Below are 20,153 nucleotides of genomic sequence, written 5' to 3'. Positions count from 1 at the left end.
GTTTGCCGCTCGCACTACCAAAGCGCCGTAAGACTTGTATGACCCTGGCGGGTTGCCCGAGCGGCCAATGGGAGGGGACTGTAAATCCCCCGGCTCTGCCTTCGAAGGTTCAAATCCTTCACCCGCCACCAGTAACGCCCTTCATAATGAGGGGCGTTTTTGCTTTCATGGGCTTCCTGCGGTTGATTTGCGGGTCGACATTCATGGACTCGGTTAATACTGTTATCCAGTATCCATCACGCCTCGACCTTAAGGAGTTAACGTGCAAAAACGTTTCGGAATTTTCTCTGCAGTTGTTATCGCAGCTGCTCTCACACTCACAGGATGCGGATCTGAAGATTCATCATCATCACAAGTAGCATCATGTGAAAAGGCAGATTTAGCAACAATTACTGAAGGCAAGCTCACTATCGCAACCGGCGAGCCTGCTTACTACCCATGGGTTATCGATGACAAGCCAGAATCTGGCGAAGGCTTCGAAGGCGCAGTTGCTTATGCAGTTGCTAAGCAGCTTGGTTTTGATGCAGCAGATGTCACCTGGGTCCGCACCACATTCGATTCAGCTGTAACACCAGGAGAGAAGAAGTTTGACTTCAACTTGCAGCAATTCTCAATCACTGATGATCGCAAGAAGGCCGTTGATTTCTCTTCACCTTATTACACCGCCCCACAAGCAATCGTTTCATTTAAGGGAAGCAAGATTGAAGGAAAGACTTCACTAGCAGACCTTAAGGACGCCAAGCTTGGCGCAGCTGTCGGAACAACCTCACTAGATGCAGTTGAGAATCAGATTGGCGTCAAGCCACAGGTATTTAACGACAATGCAGCTGGTGTGTCAGCACTGAAGAACAAGCAGATTGATGGTCTCGTCGTAGATCTTCCAACTGCCTTCTATCTTTCAGGTGTTGAAGTTCCAAATGGACTCATCGTTGGGCAACTTCCATCAACTGGTGCAGGCGATCAGTTCGGTCTCTTGCTTTCAAAGGGCAGCAAGCTCACATCTTGCGTTACTGGCGCAGTTGATGCCATTACCGCTGATGGAACGCTGGCCGCAATTACAGATCAGTGGCTAGCAACTGATGCTGGCGCTCCTGTATTAAAGCCTTAATAGAAACTCAGCAGTAAACACGGTAGTTTGGCGACCATGTCAGAGAAGCAAAACTCTGCTTGGTCGCCAAGCTCACGTGAATTAGAGCGTCGTAAATCTCGCCGATCAATAAGCCGCAGGCAAGCAGGTATTGCTGCGGCTTCCTCTATTTTTGTGCTTGGCACACTCGCCACAATTCTTGTGACATCACCAGGCTGGGAAACTGTTAAGGCAACTTTTTTTGATATTGATTATGGCCGGGAAGTCTTTCCCACTGTCCTTCGCGGGCTGTGGATCAACTTACAGCTGACTTTTATTGGTGGGGCGGCAATCGGTGTCATCGCACTCGGTCTGGCGCTGCTGCGAACCACTAAGTCACCAGCGCTTACTCCCTTTAGATTCTTAGCTACCGCATACGTTGATATCTTCCGAGGTGCACCGCTAATCTTGATTATCTTGCTGGTGGGTTTTGGTGTTCCAGCCTTAGGCCTTACTGGAGTATCAAGTAATGTAATTTTCTTAGGAACTGTGGCTGTTGTGCTTACCTATTCCGCCTATGTTGCCGAAGTTATTCGAAGTGGGATTTTATCTATTCACCCAAGCCAGCGGGCAGCAGCTCGTTCCCTCGGATTAACTTCCGGGCAGACGATGCGCTTTGTTGTCTTGCCTCAGGCAATACGTCGGGTTGTGCCACCGCTACTCAATGATTTCGTCTCACTGCTCAAAGACACCGGTTTAGTCTCGATTCTGGGTGTGACTGACGCTGTGCGCGCTGCGCAAATTAACGCTAGCCGCACCTTTAACTACACGCCATATGTTGTTGCCGCCATCTTGTTCTTGCTCATCACTATCCCGATGACTCGTTATACAGACCGAGCTATCAGACAACGCACCAGTGCCCAGAACTCTGAAGGTGCAATTTAATGAGCAACGTATTAGAGCTGGTCAATGTTCGAAAGTCATTTGGCGCAGAAGTTGTGCTCCAGGATCTATCACTTTCGGTCCCAGAGCACACCGCCACCGTGCTTATTGGCGCCTCTGGGTCCGGTAAATCAACGCTCTTGCGCTGCATCAATCTGCTGGAATCAATCGATGATGGTCAGATTTTCCTTGATGGGCAAGAGATTTCAGACCCACTGATGAATGTGGATGAAGTTCGCCGCCGCTTAGGAATGGTTTTTCAATCCTTTAACTTGTTTCCACACAAAACAGTCTTAGAGAACATCACACTTTCGCCGATCAAAGTCCATGGCAAGAGTAAGGATGAGGCAAATACTCATGCCACACAGCTGCTGAAAAGATTTGATTTAGCCGATAAAGCAGATCAATATCCAGATCGCTTGAGTGGGGGACAGCAACAGCGAGTAGCAATCATTCGCTCACTTGCCGTAAACCCACGGTTACTTCTTCTAGATGAAGTGACATCAGCACTTGATCCAGTCTTAGTAAATGAAGTTCTCTCTGCTGTGCGTGACCTAAAAAGTGATGGCATGACGATGGTCCTTGCCACACATGAAATGGGTTTTGCAACGCAGGTAGCTGATGAAGTCTGCTTCCTTGAATCAGGTAACGTCATTGAACGTGGAAGTGCGCAGCAAGTCCTGCATAACCCGCAGAACCCAAAGACGCAAGAATTCCTCAAGCGAGTGCACCAGGCTGGTCGGTTATAGAGAGATGTCTGAATCCACTTCAATTCCACAAGAGATTAATTGGAAAACACTTTTTAGTGGCAATCCCAAAGATGGTTGGATGCATTCAGGCATTGGAATCTTGAGCGATGGCCACATAGTTTTTGAATCCCCTGGTGGACGGGCATTTATTGTCTTAAATCCAGAAGATGCAAGCTTTACAAGAGTTGATGTTGATGCAGCAATCCTGCATGGAATTACAGTGGTTTCGAACTCCAGTGATGATTCTTTCTGGATCTGTGATCCGGGTGGCACGGAGGCTGCGCAAGTGCTTCTAGTTAATCGCAAAGGCGAAGTAACACGCACAATCACAAGGCCCAACACCAAAGCTGGCGATGCCATCACATGGAAACCGACAACGCTTGCCATTGTCGAAGAAGCGGGCCCTTACCAGGGAGATATCTGGATTGGTGATGGATATGGCGAAAGTTTAGTTCACCGCATTAGACCCGATGGCAGTTCTCAAAGCTTCGATGGTTCTTCAACTTCGCTGGTGTTTAACTGTCCACACGGCATTCTGATTGATACTCGTGGACCACAATCATTCGTGGTCATTGCAGACCGACGAAATAAAAGAATTGTCTTTTTCACACTCGATGGCGAGTACGTTAAATCAGTAAGTTCTGAAGCCATGATTGGTCCTTCATCCTTTGCCATACGTAATGATCTTCTTATTGTGACCGATCTTTATGGGGCGATGCTTTCGGTGGATCTTGCGGGCCATGTGGAAATTCTTATTCCCAGTATCAAGCCTGAGCGCGGTGAAGGTTGGCCGAATCAGATAAAGGATGGCGAAAGTGTTGCCCCTGATGTAATAGAGGGCGCGGTAAATAGCCCCCATGGCGTTGCAGTTAATTCAAGTGGAACAGTCTTCTTTACTGAGTGGTATTTCGGAGGCCGAGTAGTTCGGATTTACTGAGCAACTTGTTTTCTTAACGGCTCTTATCTGGCTTTCGTGCAGCCCTTGCTAGGAATAGGCCAAAGACAAGAGCTAGAACAATTCCCGTGTTAACTCCCATTTCAATGAGCGCACGATTGAAGTATTGATCTGTTTTTTCTTCTTGCATCGTAAGAGATGCACCCACAGTAAGGATGTGTCGCACAGCTGCGATAACGCCGATAATGAGGAAGTTTTCAAGTTGGAAAATACCGTCTGTAAATCGCACAATGACGGTGCGCATGATCTCAAGAATGATGACAACAAATAAAATGTCATTAATTCCCTGAATCATTCCAAGCGGGAAGAATGGTCTGGTTTCGATGAGGCGCAGCAAGGTGTATCCAGCAGCCAAGATAGAGATGCCGAACAAGACAATGCCAAGAAAACCATGTAAGAGATCTTCGAGCTTATCGATGAAATTTGTTGGAATCAGAGACTCATCGTTGGTGAGCAATCCCTTAACAGACTTATATTTCACAATTACCACCCTTGTTAGCCATGTCTAAGGGTAGGTGCAGGTATAGATGCCCGCAACATATTTGTCATCCGTGTCCTTTTTCAGTTCAATGGATAAATCTTTCTGATTACCCAATTCCGAAGGGCTCGGGTATTTTTCTCTCCTCAACACTGGTGGAGGAGCTCTGAGATGAAACCAATTAACGAGGATGAACTCAAGGCTCGCCTTGATCCGCTGTCTTATGCTGTACTTCGTGAAGGTGCCACAGAGCGAGCATTTACCGGTAAATACACCGATACCGACACAATCGGTAGTTATCTCTGCAAAGCCTGCGACAACGTTCTCTTTACCTCTGACACTAAATTTCATTCCGGATGCGGCTGGCCATCCTTTTATGCACCGACTACAGATGATGCAGTGACTCTGATTGAAGACCGTTCACTAGCACCACGCATTCGCACTGAGGTGCGTTGTGCCAAGTGTGATTCACACCTTGGACATGTATTTTCCGGTGAAGGCTATGACGTTCCAACTGATGAGCGTTGGTGTATCAACTCGGTATCACTCGTGCTCCAAGAGAAAACTAACTAGTCCTATTGCCCGGGACTATAAGAAATTACTGTAATCAACCTTCAGGCACCGATCCATCACCACATTCATTCCAGCTGCAGTTCCTGCCTCTAAAACTTCTGGGCTAGTAATTCCGAGCTGCAGCCAGATTGCATCTGCGCCAACTGCGATTGCATCTGCAAGAACTTCCATGCAGTCACTAGGTTTTCTAAAGACATCAACTAAGTCGATATGTTCTGGGATTTCACTCAGTGAGTGATAAACCTTTTCTCCAAGTGCTGTCTCTAGCATCGGATTTACAAGAAAGACTGTGTAATGCGAGTGTTCAAGTAAGTATTTGGCCACACCATAACTTGGCCGCTCAGGCTTATCGGAAACTCCCACAATCGCAATCGTTCTTGATTCTTTGATTAGGTTGCGAATCTGGGTGTTATCAGTCACGTGGCCGGGCATGGATTAATCATAAAGGGGTTGGTTGGGCGTAAACTCCTCCTTAATGTTTAGAAAAATAGTTAACCTCTTTAAGAACCGGAAGAACTGGGTTCGCCAGATTCTTGTTGCCGGTTTAGCAGGTGGCGTTTCTTGGTTTGTGGGAGATCTACTCATCGAAGATGGTGGGGTAGTCGCTGCCATCGTCTGCACCTTGAGTATCCGCATCTCACTACATAAATCTATGCGTGAGGGTTTTGGTCAAATTGTCGGAACAGCTGTCGGTGCAGGTATCGCACTCTTTACCGTCAGTGTCTTTAACTTTGGCTTTATCGCAGTTGCCACAACAATTATTTTCTGCGCCGTCATTGCAAGAGCGCTGCATCTTGGTGAAGTTGCTTCGGTGAACGTGCCGGTAACAGCACTGATTGTTATTGGTCCAGGAATTTCGCAGAGCACTGCGGTTCACAGACTGGGATCAACTCTCATCGGTGCCGCAATCGCAATCCTCTTCTCCTACTTTTCACATCCCAATACTCCGGTGGGACGTGCCCAAATCCAGATCAGAAATGTGAGCACTAAAGCAGCAGCTCTTCTTGCTGAAATGTCAGAAGGTGTTGCCGCCGGATATACCCAGAAGGATGCCGGCAGCTGGTTGGCACGTGCGCGACTTTTAGTGGAAGAAGTTCCGGCCATCCGCGCGCAATCAGTGGAAGCTCGAAGTCATGCGAGATGGTTTCCTACTGCTGAAAAAGATGAAGCCGAAGATATCTACATTGAAGGAATTGCCGCCGAGCACACCTTGGTTCAGGTGCGCATGATTGCCCGAACTCTCTTTGATTCCGCGGTAGAGGGAGGGATTGCAGATTCAACGCAGAAGCAAATTGCAGTGGCACTATCGGCGGCAAGCTATGCAATCTCTGCCCACGTCGAGATACCGGATGACATCAATGATGACTCCTCTTCACCGACAGATGATGCACGTGAGGCAGGCTCAGTCCTGGCCGGAACACTGATTGAAGATGGAGATGATGTTGACCAAGATCAGATTGTCCGCGGGCTCTCTATTGTTGCCAATATCGGCAGAATTGCGGATTCACTTGATCAGAACTCTCCTGCCATCACAGATGTCATCACACCTGATGAGCCAGCCAAAGACCGAGTGCTCAAGCTTTCGCCCATGCAGCAAACTTCTACGATTCGGAATAAGATTAGGAAGTTTTTCAGAAAGTATTTCTAGGAGGAAATATGTGTAGCAAAGTTCAATGCACCAAGTGCGCAAAACCAACATGGCAAGGCTGCGGGGAGCATATAGAAGAGGCCTTAATGGGAGTCGCGGAAGCCGATCGCTGCTCCTGTAATTAACTCATTTGCCACGGCAATTTTTCACTTTAGGCCTTAAGCCCTAGACTTCACTCTCTACCATTGCCCCCCTAGCTCAGTCGGTAGAGTGTTTCCATGGTAAGGAAAAGGTCACCGGTTCGATTCCGGTGGGGGGCTCGAACAACAATTTAATATGCACGCCCTTGGCGGGGTAGCTCAGCTTGGTAGAGCAAGCGGCTCATAATCGCTGTGTCGTGGGTTCAAATCCCGCCTCCGCTACTAATAATCAAGTGCGAAATACGCACGGATTTCACCAATGAAGGTTGCTCGGGTAATCTGAGCCCCGCTTAGTGCAACATCTACGAAGGAGTTAAGACCATGGCAAGTAAGAGCGCGGACGTACGTCCAAAAATCACCATGGCATGCGTGGATTGCAAAGAGCGTAACTACATCACCAAGAAGAACCGCCGCAACGATCCAGACCGCATGGAACTCAAGAAGTTCTGTCCACGTTGCAAGTCTTCAACTCTTCACCGCGAAACCCGCTAATGCTCAACCCCGATTCGGTCGGGCGCACCTTCGCCGGTACAGATGTCCTAAAAATTGCTCAATCTGAAATCGATGCCTTCTGTGCTGTTATTGGCGAAACAGATACATCGATTGCTCCCCCTACATTTTCTATCCGCATCACACTGACTCAATTTGAAGAAATCCTCACCCAACCAGAGATTGGCCTTGATTGGTCACGCCTAGTTCATGGTGATCAGAAGTTTGAGATATTTTCACCGGTAAAAGCCGGCGATGGACTTACCTGCGCTGCAACTATTGAAAGTTACCGAGTCGCTGCTGGAAATGAAATTGTCACTGTTCGCTCTGATCTACATCGTGAAGGCGCCCTTGTGATATCTGCCTGGTCCACATTGGTGGTGCGCGCATGATTGAGGTGGGCACAGTGTTGCCAGAACAAGTCTTTTATATAAATCGCGCGATGCTCAAAAGCTATGCCGATGCCTCAGGTGATCAGAACCCAATTCATCAAAATGAAGAGTTTGCAGTATCTGTGGGCCTTCCTAACGTTATTGCCCACGGCATGCTCACCATGGCACTGGTGGGTAAATACATCTCTGACTTTGCCGGGGGCGCCGCCAACGTTCTTGAATTTGGTGCTCGCTTTACCAAGCCAGTAATCATTCCTGCAAGTGAAAACGTTGACCTGACTGTGAGTGCAACTGTGAGTGAAATAGTCGATGGAAAGATTTCACTGACCGTAAGTGCAACCTCTGCTGGCGTGAAAGTACTTGGAATGGCAAAAGCGGTGGTGCGAAAGTGAGTGCACCCGATTTGGTACACGAGTTAGCCAAGGCTCGATTAGCTGCTCGCGCTGAGAAAAACTTTGCCCTCTCTGATCAACTGCGCGATGAGATTGCAGCTGCCGGTTTTGAAGTTGTTGATAGCGCTGGGGGATATGAACTGCGTCCTAAGAAGCGTTTTCCAGTCTATGAATCCACTCGCGATATCCGCCCGATTAATTCAGGCAAATTCGAGATTACAGTGGCAATCATTGTGGAGGGATTCCACGAGGATGCAGTGACATGTATTGAATCGATTAAGGCCCATAGCCAATGCGCCATCGCCATCCTGGTAATTGGCGATCCTGGAATTCTTGTTGATCAACTAGATTCACGCACATCACTAGTTCAAGTCAATGAAAACTTTGGCTGGGGCGAGAATGCCAATGCGCTCCTGCGCAATGTGACAAGTGAATTTATTATCATCATGGATCCATCGACGACCTTCACTGGTGATGCAATTACGCCAGTGCTTGCTGAACTACAAAAAAGAGAATTTGTTGCTGTCGGCTGGCGCGGGGGACTAGTAAATCTGGAAGATGATTGGCGCAGTACTGAAGATAAAGGTGCCGGCGAAGTAGATGTTCTCTTTAGTTACTTCATGGCGATGCATCGTGAGGATGCTCTGGCCGTGCGTGGATTTAGCAATCGCGCACTTTTCTATCGCAATGCAGATATTGAATTCTCGCTCACTCTTCGTCATGGAAATGGCCGCTTGCTGCAGATGGAGCTACCCCTTGAACAAGGTCGCCATCATGGATATCACGACAGCGAGCCTGAATATCGCGAAGTGCAATCGAAGAAGAATTACGACCGCATTCTTGAGCGCTTCAGAGGCAAGACTGCGATATTGAGTCCGCGCAGGTAGCCTAAGCACATGGCCGATTTACGCGATTACACATCACTACGCGTAGGCGGGCCTGCCAAAAAGTTTGTCGAAGTAGGCACCGAAGCAGAGATCATCGCTGCCATTGAAACCGCTGGCGATTCCCCAATACTTATTATTGGTAGTGGAACAAATATTTTAGTTTCAGATACTGGCTTTGAGGGCACCGTTATCCGAATTGTGAATCATTCGCTGCAATCTGAAATTGATGCATGTAGCGGTGCAACACTGACCATTGGTGCTGGTGAAAATTGGGATGATTTTGTTAAGACCACACTTGAACGTGGCTTTGCCGGCCTGGAAACCTTGAGTGGAATTCCAGGCAGTGTGGGAGCGGCGCCTATTCAAAATATTGGTGCCTATGGACATGAGGTTTCAGAGTTCATCACTCGGGTGCGCACCTATGATCGCCAGAAGAAAGAGATCAAAACATTTACCAACCTTGAGTGCGAATTTGAATATCGTAACTCTCACTTCAAATCTCATCCCGGGCGTTATGTCATTCTTGATGTGCAATTCAATCTGCGCCAAGGTGAAATCACCACACCGATTACCTATTCCGAACTTGCCACAAAATTAGGAATTGAAGTGGGCGAGAAAGCACCAGTAGCGGCCACTCGTAAAGCGGTATTAGAGCTGCGTGCTATGAAGGGAATGCTGCTTAACAAAACAGATCGTGATTCCTGGTCTGCCGGTTCATTTTTTACCAACCCTATTGTTTCGCCAGAAGTGGCAGCGAAGCTTCCAGCAGAAGCGCCCCAGTGGCCAACACCTGATGGTCGTGTGAAAACAAGCGCTGCCTGGCTGATTGAAAACTCAGGGATACATAAAGGTGATGCACACGGTGGCGCAAGAGTTTCGACAAAACATGTTCTAGCGCTGACTAATGCCGGTAATGCAACTGCCAACGATATTCTCGAGCTGGCACACGTTGCCAAAGAGAAGGTCTATGAGAAGTTTGGTATTACCTTAGAGACGGAAGTTAATTTAGTTGGAGTTACTCTGTAAACAAGTCGTGATTGAGCGTGTAGGTGCTTCTACTGCCCCTCTAGATTAATTCCCTAAAGCGCGTACGCTAGCTGTACGTATTGCATTCCAAGCAAGGTCAATGAGACTCGATATGTGGGAATAAGGTGAAAGTCATGTCCGATGATTTCTACCATGATGATCCCATCGAGAAAAATTCCAGAAGTATTTTCAACAACAAGTTTTTGACCTCATTTGTGGTCGTCATTGCCGCTGCCTTCTTTTTTCAAAGCACTCTTGCTGCAAATCTGAGCATTAATTCAGGTCAGTCTGTTGAGTTTGGGCAAGGAATTGCAGTTTCCACAGTTTGTGACAGCACAGTTACTTTGACCCCCTACTCAAGTTTTGTAAATGGAAGTAGTAGCGGAACATTCTATTTTTCAGCTTTCCAGCTAAGCAATATTGATGCAGCAGCTTGTAGCGGAGTGACTTTCACTATTAAGGCATACGACAATTCAAGCTCATCGCCTCTTACATTGTTTAGTACTAATACAAGTGCATCAATAACAGATAACAATTCTTCATTTGAGGTAGCGGCAAATCAGTCCGGGCTTTCACTTGCAGATTCACAAACAGCAGGATCGTTCACGGCAAGTTTCGCTTCACCCGCCGCTCTTTCCTCGAATGTCTATAAAATTACAGTTGAGACTTCAGGGAATCCACCTCCACCAAATGACAATGGCTCTGCATCTTTGAGCTTGAATACAACTTTCACCAAAGTTGGCTCGTCAGATCTTTACCCAAGTATTGCTTCTGCTAGCGCGGGTTCAAGACTCTATGCAGTATCTGGAAATAGTGTCCATATTTCCACCGATACCGGAACTACTTGGTCAACAACCTCATTGCCATATCCTTCGATGAGTATTGTCACATCTGCAAACGGAATGACCGTTGCCGCCGCCGGTGCTTATGGAAGACTATATTTATCTACAGATGGCGGAGTTTCTTGGAATTTGAAATATGCATATGACGGCTACTCTAGTTTTGAGTACATGACTATGTCACAAAACGGATCTTCGATATTTACGAGCGATGGCTACGATGCAATTTTTCCAAGCACAAACAATGGGCGAGTCTATAAATTCTCAGCTGATTCTGGGACCACTTGGCAAAATATTCAACGAGCAAGTATTGAAAGCGCATACGCGGTTGCTATGAAAAGTGATGCCTCCACTTTATACGTGGCACATTACAACGGCCAGATTTGGAAATCTAACAATAGTGGATCAACCTGGAATGTTCTAAGCGGTGCGGGTAGTAGATATTGGAAGGGTTTCGCGGTCTCAGGTAATGGATCCTACATTCTTGGTGCTGCACATAATGATTTTGTTTATTTGTCATCCGATGGGGGAACTAATTGGAATAAACTGAGCACTCCTATATCAAGCTATTGGCAAACTGCTTCTATGACTAGTGATGGGCGAGTGATGGCTGTTGCTTCCGCTAATGGTGATATCTATGCATCTGTAGACTATGGATCAACTTGGAATGAAATAACTGGTGTTGGTACGGGCTCAAATTATTGGTATTCATCCGCTATTTCTAGTGACGGGAAGTACCTTTTCTTAGGTAAGTATTCATATGGCTCCGGAGATTCAATTTATAAGATTTTAATTCCAGGAGCCTAAAATTAATTGGAATTCGTTATCACAAACTTCCGTGTGAGTGCTTATCCCTATTCTGTAAGTAACTTCTTGATCCGCCCGATACCTTCAACGATATCTTCATCGCTGGTGGCATAGGAGAATCGCAAGTATCCCGAAGGCCCGAAGGCTTCTCCTGGAACGGCAGCAACTTCAACTTCTTCTAAGATGATTGTGGCTAGCTCTGCCGAAGTATTAGCAACTTTGCCACGAATAGTTTTACCTAGTGCGCCCTTCACAGATGGATACACATAGAAAGCACCCTGTGGTGTGGGGCAATCAAAGCCAGGAATCTCATTGAGAAGGCCAACAATTAATTTGCGGCGACGGTTAAATGCTTCACCCATCTTGTGTACTTCATCAAGGTTTCCAGAAACTGCGGCAATCGCTGCGCGCTGTGAAACATTGGAAACATTTGATGTCAGGTGAGACTGAAGATTTGTTGCCGCTTTGATGGCATCTTTTGGCCCAATCATCCAACCCACACGCCAACCAGTCATTGCATAAGTCTTGGCAACACCGTTGATGATGATGCAGGTATCAGCAAGTGCGGGAACCAATACTGGAAGTGATGGAGCTTTTGCACCGTCATAGAGCAGGTGCTCATAGATCTCATCTGAGATGACCCACACATTGTTCTTCACAGCCCATTCGCCAATTGCTTTTGCTTGCTCAGGTGAATAGACCGAACCTGTTGGATTTGAAGGAGAGCAAAACAGTAAAGCCTTCGTCTTTGGTGTTCGGGCTGCTTCTAACTGTTCAACTGTCACCAAATAGTTTTGTGACTCATCTGCAAATACTTCAACGCTCTTTCCACCAGCAAGCTTGATTGCTTCTGGATAGGTTGTCCAAAATGGTGAAGGTAAAATGACTTCATCACCTGGATTAATAATTGTGGCAAATGCTTGATAGACCGCTTGCTTGCCACCGTTGGTGACAAGAACTTGATCGACGGTAATTTCATAATGTGAGTCACGCTTTGTCTTTGCCACAATTGCTTCACGTAGTTCGGCAAGGCCAGGTGTGGGTGTGTAGCGATGATTTGCGCCGACTCTGGTTGCAGCAGCAGCTGCTTCGATAATGTAATCAGCGGTGGGAAAATCTGGTTCACCAGCTCCGAATCCAATAACTGGTCGACCTGCTGCTTTGAGTGCTTTCGCTTTTGCATCTACTGCCAATGTGGCTGACTCTGCGATAGCTGAAATTCGTGCGGAGATTCTGCTCATACGCGAAGTCTGCACCATGGCCTGCATCTCTGGCACGCTCAGAAATGGTGGTACTGGCCACCTCAGAATTAGCCAGTTTTACTCCAGCCGCCCCCTGCCCTTACACTTCGACGCTCACGATGATTTTCTTCCTCGCCTTGGCGCGCCTGAAAATTCGTCGCGAAGGGCAGTAGCTCAATTGGCTAGAGTTGCCGTCTCCAAAGCGGCCGGTTGGGGGTTCGAGTCCCTCCTGCCCTGCAAGATGTTTTACACCGGATGTACCGAATGAACGATGAAAGAGAAGGAAGATCATGACTGGTGCAGTTGAAGTTACCGAGGAGAAGCTCGGGATTTTTGCGCGCGTTGGACTTTTCTACCGCCAAGTTCTTTCCGAGCTAAAGAAGGTTGTTTGGCCAACCCGAAATATGTTGACCACCTACACCGCCGTCGTGCTCGTCTTTGTAACTTTTATTATTGCTGTCGTTTCAGTTATCGACTTTGTTCTTACCAAAGTTGTCTTCTGGGTATTCGGATAAGGAATTGAGCGAGATGACTGAAGAGATTACTTCTAATACTCCGGCGCCAGATGCCTTTGAGGCAGCCCTTGCTGCCAACGCTGATGATCTTGCAACCCCTGTTGCTGAATTTGTAGCCGAGCCAATTTCTGAAGCTATCGATGACCAGTCAACTTCTGACCAGTCAACCTCAGACTTGGCGCTCGCAAGTGATGAAGATGGCGATATTGAATCTGATGAGAATGATCCCAACGCTGAGTTCCGCCGCACACTTCGTGCCGCAATCGGTGATTGGTATGTCATCCACTCTTATGCTGGATATGAGAAGAAGGTAAAGGGCAACCTGGCCAACCGTATTCACACCCTGAACATGGAGGAGTACATCTTCCAGATCGAAGTTCCAGAAGAAGAGGTAATGGAAGTTAAGAACGGTGCGCGCAAGATGGTTAAGCGCAATATCTATCCTGGCTACGTCCTTGTTCGCATGGATCTCACTGATGAATCTTGGTCAGTTGTTCGTAATACTCCTGGAGTCACAGGCTTCGTTGGTAACGCGCACAACCCAAGTCCACTGAGCATGGGTGAGGTCGAGAAGATTCTTGCACCACGTCCAAAGAAAGCTGCCGATAAAGCAGACATTAAATTTATTGATTTCGAAGTAGGAGAATCAGTCACCGTAATGGATGGCCCATTTGCCACACTTCCAGCATCAATTTCTGAGATCATGCCAGAGCAGGCAAAGCTCAAGGTATTGGTCTCTATCTTCGGTCGCGAGACCCCAGTAGAACTTTCATTTACCCAGGTACAGAAGCTCTAACGAACTTTACGAAAATACGAATAGGAAAAGAGAAGCGAAATGGCACCAAAGAAGAAGGTCACCGGATTCATCAAGTTGCAGATCCAAGCTGGCGCAGCAACACCTGCACCACCTGTAGGTCCGGCACTTGGTCAGCATGGTGTCAACATCATGGAGTTCGTCAAGGCATATAACGCTGCGACTGAATCACAAAAGGGCCAGATCATTCCGGTTGAAATCACCGTCTATGAGGATCGCTCATTCGACTTCATCACCAAGACACCTCCAGCATCACGCTTGATCCTTAAGGCAGCTGGCGTTGAAAAGGGATCTGCTATTCCGCACAAGACTAAGGTTGCAAATATCACCATGGCTCAGGTCAAGGAGATCGCAACTACAAAGATGGCTGACCTCAATGCCAACGATATCGATGCAGCAGCAAAGATCATCGCCGGTACTGCCCGTTCAATGGGAATCACAGTCTCATAAGTAAATTTCTTCTTGCCACAGTGGCGAGAAGATGTGGGAGAACCGCGCTGGTTCGCTAACCACAACCGAAAACTTGTAGCGATACAAGAAAGAAGGAAGATATGAAGCGCTCAAAGAAGTACACCGAAGTAGCAGCGAAGGTCATCAAAGACCACCTCTACACACCTCTTCAAGCAGTCACGCTTGCGAAAGAGACAACTACAACTAAGTACGACTCAACTATTGAGGTAGCACTCGTACTAGGTGTGGATCCAAAGAAGGCTGACCAAGCAATTCGCTCAACTGTTAACTTGCCTCACGGCACAGGAAAGACAGCACGCGTTTTGGTATTTGCTAACGGAGAGCGTGCCGAAGAAGCACGTGCTGCTGGTGCAGATATCGTCGGAGGCGATGAACTCATTGATGAAGTATCAAAGGGTCGCCTAGATTTCGATGCAGTTGTTGCAACACCAGATTTGATGGCCAAGGTTGGTCGTCTCGGTAAAGTTCTTGGAACTCGTGGCCTCATGCCAAACCCAAAGACAGGAACAGTGACAACAGATGTCACTAAGGCTGTCAATGACATCAAGGGCGGCAAGATTGAATTCCGCGTTGATAAGAACTCAAACCTTCACTTCATCATTGGTAAGGCATCATTTACTGCAGATCAACTCGCAGATAACTATGCGGCTGCCCTGGAAGAAGTTCTTCGCGTGAAGCCAAACTCATCAAAGGGTCGCTACATCGCCAAGGCTGTTGTCTCATCATCGATGGGACCTGGAATCGCGGTAGATCCAAACCTCACACGCGAGCCATCAGCTAACTAGCTCTATTAGGCAGGGGATTTGACCAGTTCCAATCCCCTGCTTAAGATTTACCCATAACCAAAGACCGCAGGTCTTAAGCTCGCAAGAGCTCAAGATAATTGAGGAATCTCAGCCCGCGTAGGTGTTCACATTAATCCGTGCGCATTTACGCGTCACGGATTTTTTTATTGCCTGTAGTCACCTTGAACAACTAACGAAAGGTGAACCGAATGGCTCGCCCAGATAAAGCAGCAGCAGTTGCTGAAATGACTGAAGATTTCAAGTCAGCTACAGCGACTTACCTCACCGAATATCGCGGTCTGACCGTGACTTCGATGAAGGCGCTACGCCGCAGCCTTGGTTCAGATACCAAGTACAGCGTCGTAAAGAACACTCTTACCAAGATTGCAGCAAAGAATGCTGGCGTTGAGATCTCTGATGATCTCCTTGCTGGCCCATCAGCTGTTGCATTCATTAAGGGCGATGCAATCGATGCAGCTCGTAACCTGAAGAACTTCCAGAAAGAGAACCCACTCCTAATCATTAAGGGTGGAATCTACGAAGGAAAGTTTGTTACAACAGCAGAGATCATGAAGCTCGCAGACCTCGAGTCTCGCGAAGTACTTCTTGCAAAGCTTGCTGGTGCTATGAAGGGATCGCTTGCTAAGGCAGCGCGTACTTTCGATGCACTTCGCATCAAGATGGAAGCAGGAGCACCAGCTGCAGCACCAGTTGCAGCAGCAGCTCCAGTAGCAGAAGCGGCACCAGCTGCAGAAGCTCCAGCCGAGGCACCAGTTGCTGAAGCAGTTGTAACAGAAGAAGTTGTCGCTGAAGTTGCTGCAGAAGCAACAGATGCAGCAGAAACTCCAGCGGAATAAAGAAAAGGACAATAAAAAATGGCAAAGCTCTCACAAGCAGATTTAATGACTCAGTTCAAGGAAATGTCACTTGTTGAACTCTCAGAGTTCGTCAAGGCATTTGAAACAGAGTTCGATGTAACAGCAGCAGCACCAGTTGCAGCTGCAGGTGGTGGCGCAGCAGCAGGCGGCGGCGCAGCAGAAGCACAAGATGAATTCACAGTCATCCTTGAAGCAGCAGGCGGACAGAAGATTGCCGTTATCAAGGAAGTACGTAACCTGAACTCAGCACTTGGTCTTAAGGAAGCAAAAGATCTAGTTGATGCAACTCCAGCAACCCTTCTTGAGAAGGTAAATAAGGAGACAGCAGATAAGGCAAAGGCAGCCCTCGAGGCAGCTGGCGCAACGGTCACTGTTAAGTAAATTCTTAACTAAAAAGCCCGGTTCCCTCGTGGAGCCGGGTTTTTTTATCCCCAAAGGGCAGACAAGCGGGGGGATTTGGGGGTATAAGCACTCGGTTTGCCCCAACGGGGGGTGAGGAGTTACTCTTCCCCTTCGCATATTTTTCTAGAGGTCTTTGCATATAGCGGCGGCGACCTTCTAATTGTGCGTGTCCACATAAAAGTGAATTTTGTCTGGAAGGACATCTCTTGGCCGCGAAAAAGAGTTCAACTGCCCCCCGTCGTATTTCGTTCGCAAAGATCCGTGAACCGCTAGAAGTTCCTAATCTGCTCGCGCTGCAAGTTGAAAGCGTTGACTGGTTACTAGGAAACGATCTATGGCGAGCACGTCTTGCACAATCAACTAACACAAATCGAGGAGAACTTCCTTCGAAGTCCGGTTTGGAAGAAATCTTTGAAGAGATTTCACCAATCGAAGATTTCCAAGGAACGATGTCACTTTCATTCCGTGACCATCGCTTCGAGCCACCTAAGCATTCAATTGCTGATTGCAAAGAGCGCGACATGACATATGCGCAGCCACTCTTTGTGACTGCAGAATTTACAAATAACGAGACCGGCGAAATTAAGTCTCAGACAGTCTTCATGGGCGACTTCCCGGTCATGACACCACGCGGAACATTCGTTATTAACGGAACCGAGCGTGTAGTTGTTTCACAGATTGTTCGCTCACCTGGCGTGTACTTTGAACGTCAGATTGAAAAGACTTCAGATAAAGATGTATTTACTTCAAAGATTATTCCTAGCCGCGGTGCTTGGCTTGAATTTGAAGTTGATAAGAAGGATCTCGTTGGCGTTCGTATCGACCGCAAGCGTAAGCAATCTGTCACAGTATTCCTTAAGGCCCTTGGTTGGACCGATGAACAAATTCGTGAAGAATTTGGTGACTTCGCTTCCATGATGGCAACTCTTGATAAGGACACTGTTAAGACTCAAGATGAAGCACTTCTTGATATCTATCGCAAGATGCGTCCAGGTGAGCCTCCAACTAAGGAAGCTGCACAGAACCTTATTGAAAACCTCTACTTCAACCCTAAGCGTTATGACTTGGCTAAGGTCGGTCGCTTTAAGGTTAATAAGAAGCTCGGTCTTGACCTTGAGCTTTCCCAGAGCATGCTCACCATTTCAGATATCGTGGCAACACTTCGCTACCTCGTAGCGCTGCACCGCGGAGATCTGACAATGGATTACGGCCGCGAAGTTCGCGTGGAGAAGGACGATATCGATCACTTCGGTAACCGTCGTCTTCGCACAGTAGGCGAGCTCATTCAGAACCAAGTACGTATCGGACTCTCACGTATGGAACGTGTTGTTCGCGAACGTATGACGACCCAAGATGTGGAAGCAATTACTCCTCAGACTTTGATCAACATCCGTCCGGTTGTTGCATCAATCAAGGAGTTCTTCGGAACATCTCAGTTGTCACAGTTCATGGATCAGACAAACCCACTTTCAGGTCTTACTCACAAGCGTCGTCTTTCAGCCCTCGGGCCCGGTGGTCTCTCACGTGATCGTGCCGGCTTTGAAGTGCGTGACGTTCACCCATCTCACTACGGACGTATGTGTCCAATCGAAACTCCAGAAGGACCAAACATCGGTCTTATCGGTTCGCTTGCAACATATGGTCGCGTTACCGCGTTCGGTTTTATCGAAACTCCTTATCGCAAAGTTGTAAAGGGCAAGGTCACCGATCAGGTTGACTACCTCACAGCTGATGAAGAAGACGAGCACATCATCGCCCAGGCAAATGCGCCATTGACAGATGACAATCACTTCGCAGAAGCACGCGTACTTGTACGTCGTCGCGGTGGCGAAGTTGAATACATCATCGCTGATGAAGTGGATTACATGGACGTTTCACCACGTCAGATGGTTTCTGTTGCAACAGCAATGATTCCGTTCCTCGAGCACGATGATGCAAACCGCGCACTCATGGGTTCTAACATGATGCGTCAGTCAGTTCCTTTGATGCGTGCAGAAGCACCATTTATCGGTACTGGTATGGAATTTCGCGCAGCTGTCGATGCCGGTGACGTTGTCATGGCAACAAAGGCTGGTGTTGTAACTGAAGTTGCTGCTGATGAAGTTAAGGTCATGGGCGATGACGGCACCTACCAAACGTATTCACTTGCTAAGTTCACCCGCTCTAACCAAGGAACTTCTTACAACCAGAAGGTTGTAGTTACTGAAGGTCAGAAGTTGGAAGTTGGTTCAGTAATCGCCGATGGTCCATGTACCGAAAACGGCGAAATGGCTCTTGGTAAGAACCTACTCGTGGCATTTATGTCATGGGAAGGTCACAACTACGAAGATGCGATCATTCTTTCGCAGCGTCTAGTGCAAGACGATGTACTGACCTCAATTCACATTGAAGAGTATGAAGTCGATGCCCGCGATACCAAGCTTGGTGCTGAAGAAATCACACGCGATATCCCTAACGTCTCTGAAGAAGTTCTGGCAGATCTCGATGAGCGCGGAATCATCCGCGTTGGCGCCGATGTTGTGCCAGGAGATATCTTGGTTGGAAAGGTAACTCCTAAGGGAGAAACTGAACTCACACCAGAAGAGCGTCTACTTCGTGCAATCTTTGGTGAGAAGGCTCGCGAAGTTCGCGATACATCTCTTAAGGTTCCACACGGTGAATCAGGAAAAGTTATCGGCGTAAAGATCTTTGAATCAGAAGAAGGCTTCGAGCTTGCAGCTGGCGTTAACCAATTGGTTCGCGTTTATGTTGCGCAGAAGCGCAAGATTCAAGATGGTGACAAGCTTGCTGGTCGCCACGGTAACAAGGGTGTTATCTCAAAGATTCTTCCAGTTGAAGATATGCCATTCCTTGAAGATGGAACTCCGGTCGATGTTGTCTTGAACCCACTTGGTGTTCCAGGACGTATGAACGTCGGACAGGTTCTTGAAATGCACCTCGGTTGGGTTGCAAAGACAGGTTGGGATGTTTCCGGAGTCTCTGAAGCATGGGCAGATCACCTTAAGGAGATTGGCGCAGAAAAGGGAGCACCAGGAACAAACCTGGCAACACCGGTATTCGATGGTGCACTTGAAGATGAAATCTCAGGTCTGCTTTCATCAACACTTGCAAACCGCGATGGCAACCAACTTATTGGTCGTTCCGGCAAAGCCCGTCTCTTTGACGGTCGTTCTGGCGAGCCATACCCAACTCCAATTTCAGTTGGATATATGTATATCTTGAAGCTGCACCACTTGGTCGATGACAAGATTCACGCACGTTCAACTGGTCCATACTCAATGATCACTCAGCAACCACTTGGTGGTAAGGCTCAATTCGGTGGTCAGCGATTTGGTGAAATGGAAGTGTGGGCACTTGAAGCTTACGGCGCCGCATACACACTCCAAGAGTTGCTCACTATTAAATCTGACGATGTTCTCGGACGCGTCAAGGTTTATGAAGCCATTGTGAAGGGCGAGAACATTCCAGAACCAGGCATCCCAGAATCATTTAAGGTGCTTATCAAGGAAATGCAATCACTCTGCCTCAATGTTGAAGTCCTCTCTTCTGAAGGTGTCGCAATTGAAATGCGCGATAACGATGAAGAGATTTTCCGTGCCGCCGAAGAACTAGGTATCAACTTGTCACGAGTTGAGCCAAGCTCAGTAGAAGAAATTTAAGGAGC

At 47.6% G+C, this 20,153-nt stretch carries 22 protein-coding genes and 4 tRNA genes; 23 read left to right on the top strand and 3 right to left on the bottom strand.

Annotated elements, in window-relative coordinates:
- Nucleotides 1-46: 46 nt before the first annotated feature.
- The 5 genes from A1sIA79_RS05805 (at nucleotide 47) to A1sIA79_RS05785 (ending at nucleotide 3,694) form a co-directional block, all read left to right on the top strand.
- A tRNA-Tyr gene (locus A1sIA79_RS05805) sits at nucleotides 47-131 on the top strand.
- 131 nt (nucleotides 132-262) lie between these two features.
- Nucleotides 263-1,108 carry an ABC transporter substrate-binding protein gene (locus tag A1sIA79_RS05800; RefSeq protein ID WP_095675249.1) on the top strand — a complete coding sequence of 282 codons (846 nt, stop codon included), beginning with the start codon at nucleotides 263-265 and terminating at the stop codon, nucleotides 1,106-1,108.
- Between the two features lie 36 nt (nucleotides 1,109-1,144).
- Nucleotides 1,145-2,011, top strand: coding sequence for an amino acid ABC transporter permease (locus A1sIA79_RS05795; RefSeq protein WP_095675248.1), 867 nt, complete (start codon nucleotides 1,145-1,147; stop codon nucleotides 2,009-2,011).
- Entirely contained in the window at nucleotides 2,011-2,757 is a 747-nt protein-coding gene (locus tag A1sIA79_RS05790) for an amino acid ABC transporter ATP-binding protein (RefSeq protein ID WP_095675247.1), read from the top strand. The genes A1sIA79_RS05795 and A1sIA79_RS05790 overlap by 1 nt, the downstream gene beginning before the upstream one ends.
- A 4-nt stretch (nucleotides 2,758-2,761) precedes the next feature.
- Complete coding sequence (locus A1sIA79_RS05785) at nucleotides 2,762-3,694, top strand: NHL repeat-containing protein (RefSeq protein WP_095675246.1); 933 nt, start codon at nucleotides 2,762-2,764, stop codon at nucleotides 3,692-3,694.
- A gap of 13 nt (nucleotides 3,695-3,707) precedes the next feature.
- Here the strand turns inward: A1sIA79_RS05785 and A1sIA79_RS05780 are convergent, their stop codons facing one another.
- Nucleotides 3,708-4,193 (bottom strand): phosphate-starvation-inducible PsiE family protein, encoded by a 486-nt coding sequence (locus tag A1sIA79_RS05780; RefSeq protein WP_095675245.1) that lies wholly within the window; start codon nucleotides 4,191-4,193, stop codon nucleotides 3,708-3,710.
- A gap of 168 nt (nucleotides 4,194-4,361) precedes the next feature.
- On the opposite strand from A1sIA79_RS05780, the gene msrB reads away from it, so the two are divergent.
- Entirely contained in the window at nucleotides 4,362-4,763 is a 402-nt protein-coding gene (gene msrB / locus A1sIA79_RS05775; RefSeq protein ID WP_095675244.1) for a peptide-methionine (R)-S-oxide reductase MsrB, read from the top strand.
- A 15-nt stretch (nucleotides 4,764-4,778) separates the two neighbouring features.
- Here the strand turns inward: msrB and A1sIA79_RS05770 are convergent, their stop codons facing one another.
- Nucleotides 4,779-5,195: a CoA-binding protein gene (locus A1sIA79_RS05770; RefSeq protein ID WP_095675243.1), complete on the bottom strand. Its 417-nt coding sequence runs from the start codon at nucleotides 5,193-5,195 to the stop codon at nucleotides 4,779-4,781.
- Nucleotides 5,196-5,238: 43 nt separating this feature from the next.
- Here A1sIA79_RS05770 and A1sIA79_RS05765 point away from each other — a divergent pair, with 43 nt between their 5' ends.
- From A1sIA79_RS05765 to A1sIA79_RS05725, 9 genes are all read left to right on the top strand, one after another.
- Nucleotides 5,239-6,411: an FUSC family protein gene (locus A1sIA79_RS05765; protein ID WP_095675242.1), complete on the top strand. Its 1,173-nt coding sequence runs from the start codon at nucleotides 5,239-5,241 to the stop codon at nucleotides 6,409-6,411.
- Between the two features lie 187 nt (nucleotides 6,412-6,598).
- A tRNA-Thr gene (locus A1sIA79_RS05760) sits at nucleotides 6,599-6,671 on the top strand.
- A gap of 28 nt (nucleotides 6,672-6,699) precedes the next feature.
- Nucleotides 6,700-6,773 (top strand) — tRNA-Met (locus A1sIA79_RS05755).
- 99 nt (nucleotides 6,774-6,872) lie between these two features.
- Entirely contained in the window at nucleotides 6,873-7,043 is a 171-nt protein-coding gene (rpmG, locus tag A1sIA79_RS05750; protein WP_017955317.1) for a 50S ribosomal protein L33, read from the top strand.
- Complete coding sequence (locus A1sIA79_RS05745; protein WP_095675241.1) at nucleotides 7,043-7,432, top strand: FAS1-like dehydratase domain-containing protein; 390 nt, start codon at nucleotides 7,043-7,045, stop codon at nucleotides 7,430-7,432. Before rpmG ends, A1sIA79_RS05745 begins: the two co-directional genes overlap by 1 nt.
- Nucleotides 7,429-7,824 carry a MaoC/PaaZ C-terminal domain-containing protein gene (locus A1sIA79_RS05740; protein ID WP_095675240.1) on the top strand — a complete coding sequence of 132 codons (396 nt, stop codon included), beginning with the start codon at nucleotides 7,429-7,431 and terminating at the stop codon, nucleotides 7,822-7,824. The genes A1sIA79_RS05745 and A1sIA79_RS05740 overlap by 4 nt, the downstream gene beginning before the upstream one ends.
- Nucleotides 7,821-8,711 (top strand): glycosyltransferase family 2 protein, encoded by an 891-nt coding sequence (locus tag A1sIA79_RS05735; protein WP_190277048.1) that lies wholly within the window; start codon nucleotides 7,821-7,823, stop codon nucleotides 8,709-8,711. Before A1sIA79_RS05740 ends, A1sIA79_RS05735 begins: the two co-directional genes overlap by 4 nt.
- Nucleotides 8,712-8,720: 9 nt before the next feature.
- Entirely contained in the window at nucleotides 8,721-9,737 is a 1,017-nt protein-coding gene (locus A1sIA79_RS05730) for a UDP-N-acetylmuramate dehydrogenase (protein ID WP_095675239.1), read from the top strand.
- Nucleotides 9,738-9,871: 134 nt separating this feature from the next.
- A complete protein-coding gene (locus A1sIA79_RS05725; protein ID WP_095675238.1) occupies nucleotides 9,872-11,383 on the top strand; it encodes a WD40/YVTN/BNR-like repeat-containing protein in 1,512 nt (503 codons plus the stop codon).
- A 47-nt stretch (nucleotides 11,384-11,430) separates the two neighbouring features.
- Here A1sIA79_RS05725 and A1sIA79_RS05720 read toward each other — a convergent pair whose 3' ends face one another.
- Nucleotides 11,431-12,624: a pyridoxal phosphate-dependent aminotransferase gene (locus A1sIA79_RS05720; protein ID WP_095675517.1), complete on the bottom strand. Its 1,194-nt coding sequence runs from the start codon at nucleotides 12,622-12,624 to the stop codon at nucleotides 11,431-11,433.
- 163 nt (nucleotides 12,625-12,787) lie between these two features.
- Between A1sIA79_RS05720 and A1sIA79_RS05715 the strand changes: the two genes are divergently transcribed.
- The 8 genes from A1sIA79_RS05715 to rpoB all read left to right on the top strand — a co-directional run bounded on the left by A1sIA79_RS05715 (nucleotide 12,788) and on the right by rpoB (nucleotide 20,148).
- Nucleotides 12,788-12,861: transfer RNA gene (locus tag A1sIA79_RS05715), tRNA-Trp, on the top strand.
- Nucleotides 12,862-12,914: 53 nt separating this feature from the next.
- Nucleotides 12,915-13,139, top strand: a complete 225-nt coding sequence (gene secE, locus A1sIA79_RS05710; RefSeq protein ID WP_095675237.1) for a preprotein translocase subunit SecE — start codon at nucleotides 12,915-12,917, stop codon at nucleotides 13,137-13,139.
- Between the two features lie 13 nt (nucleotides 13,140-13,152).
- Nucleotides 13,153-13,935 carry a transcription termination/antitermination protein NusG gene (gene nusG / locus A1sIA79_RS05705; RefSeq protein ID WP_095675236.1) on the top strand — a complete coding sequence of 261 codons (783 nt, stop codon included), beginning with the start codon at nucleotides 13,153-13,155 and terminating at the stop codon, nucleotides 13,933-13,935.
- A gap of 39 nt (nucleotides 13,936-13,974) precedes the next feature.
- Nucleotides 13,975-14,403, top strand: a complete 429-nt coding sequence (rplK, locus tag A1sIA79_RS05700; RefSeq protein ID WP_095675235.1) for a 50S ribosomal protein L11 — start codon at nucleotides 13,975-13,977, stop codon at nucleotides 14,401-14,403.
- A 101-nt stretch (nucleotides 14,404-14,504) separates the two neighbouring features.
- Nucleotides 14,505-15,209, top strand: a complete 705-nt coding sequence (rplA, locus tag A1sIA79_RS05695; protein WP_095675234.1) for a 50S ribosomal protein L1 — start codon at nucleotides 14,505-14,507, stop codon at nucleotides 15,207-15,209.
- 209 nt (nucleotides 15,210-15,418) lie between these two features.
- Nucleotides 15,419-16,066, top strand: coding sequence for a 50S ribosomal protein L10 (gene rplJ / locus A1sIA79_RS05690; RefSeq protein WP_095675233.1), 648 nt, complete (start codon nucleotides 15,419-15,421; stop codon nucleotides 16,064-16,066).
- A gap of 18 nt (nucleotides 16,067-16,084) precedes the next feature.
- The gene (gene rplL, locus A1sIA79_RS05685) at nucleotides 16,085-16,468 is read left to right on the top strand and encodes a 50S ribosomal protein L7/L12 (protein ID WP_095675232.1); all 384 of its coding nucleotides are present in this window, start codon (nucleotides 16,085-16,087) and stop codon (nucleotides 16,466-16,468) included.
- A 227-nt stretch (nucleotides 16,469-16,695) separates the two neighbouring features.
- Nucleotides 16,696-20,148, top strand: coding sequence for a DNA-directed RNA polymerase subunit beta (rpoB, locus tag A1sIA79_RS05680; protein WP_223298143.1), 3,453 nt, complete (start codon nucleotides 16,696-16,698; stop codon nucleotides 20,146-20,148).
- Nucleotides 20,149-20,153 lie beyond the last annotated feature (5 nt).

Source organism: Candidatus Planktophila versatilis (assembly GCF_002288105.1).
Taxonomy (GTDB): Bacteria; Actinomycetota; Actinomycetes; order Nanopelagicales; family Nanopelagicaceae; genus Planktophila; species Planktophila versatilis.
This window is presented reverse-complemented; position numbering and strand designations above follow the sequence as displayed.

Excerpts from the sequence above, each read along its gene's own strand:
- A1sIA79_RS05795 (WP_095675248.1), top strand. The coding sequence starts at position 1,145 with ATGTCAGAGAAGCAAAACTCTGCTTGGTCGCCAAGCTCACGTGAATTA.
- A1sIA79_RS05790 (WP_095675247.1), top strand. The coding sequence starts at position 2,011 with ATGAGCAACGTATTAGAGCTGGTCAATGTTCGAAAGTCATTTGGCGCA.
- A1sIA79_RS05785 (WP_095675246.1), top strand. The coding sequence starts at position 2,762 with ATGTCTGAATCCACTTCAATTCCACAAGAGATTAATTGGAAAACACTT.
- msrB (WP_095675244.1), top strand. The coding sequence starts at position 4,362 with ATGAAACCAATTAACGAGGATGAACTCAAGGCTCGCCTTGATCCGCTG.
- A1sIA79_RS05770 (WP_095675243.1), bottom strand. The coding sequence starts at position 5,195 with ATGCCCGGCCACGTGACTGATAACACCCAGATTCGCAACCTAATCAAA.
- A1sIA79_RS05765 (WP_095675242.1), top strand. The coding sequence starts at position 5,239 with ATGTTTAGAAAAATAGTTAACCTCTTTAAGAACCGGAAGAACTGGGTT.
- rpmG (WP_017955317.1), top strand. The coding sequence starts at position 6,873 with ATGGCAAGTAAGAGCGCGGACGTACGTCCAAAAATCACCATGGCATGC.
- A1sIA79_RS05745 (WP_095675241.1), top strand. The coding sequence starts at position 7,043 with ATGCTCAACCCCGATTCGGTCGGGCGCACCTTCGCCGGTACAGATGTC.
- A1sIA79_RS05740 (WP_095675240.1), top strand. The coding sequence starts at position 7,429 with ATGATTGAGGTGGGCACAGTGTTGCCAGAACAAGTCTTTTATATAAAT.
- A1sIA79_RS05730 (WP_095675239.1), top strand. The coding sequence starts at position 8,721 with ATGGCCGATTTACGCGATTACACATCACTACGCGTAGGCGGGCCTGCC.
- A1sIA79_RS05725 (WP_095675238.1), top strand. The coding sequence starts at position 9,872 with ATGTCCGATGATTTCTACCATGATGATCCCATCGAGAAAAATTCCAGA.
- A1sIA79_RS05720 (WP_095675517.1), bottom strand. The coding sequence starts at position 12,624 with ATGAGCAGAATCTCCGCACGAATTTCAGCTATCGCAGAGTCAGCCACA.
- secE (WP_095675237.1), top strand. The coding sequence starts at position 12,915 with ATGACTGGTGCAGTTGAAGTTACCGAGGAGAAGCTCGGGATTTTTGCG.
- nusG (WP_095675236.1), top strand. The coding sequence starts at position 13,153 with ATGACTGAAGAGATTACTTCTAATACTCCGGCGCCAGATGCCTTTGAG.
- rplK (WP_095675235.1), top strand. The coding sequence starts at position 13,975 with ATGGCACCAAAGAAGAAGGTCACCGGATTCATCAAGTTGCAGATCCAA.
- rplA (WP_095675234.1), top strand. The coding sequence starts at position 14,505 with ATGAAGCGCTCAAAGAAGTACACCGAAGTAGCAGCGAAGGTCATCAAA.
- rplJ (WP_095675233.1), top strand. The coding sequence starts at position 15,419 with ATGGCTCGCCCAGATAAAGCAGCAGCAGTTGCTGAAATGACTGAAGAT.
- rplL (WP_095675232.1), top strand. The coding sequence starts at position 16,085 with ATGGCAAAGCTCTCACAAGCAGATTTAATGACTCAGTTCAAGGAAATG.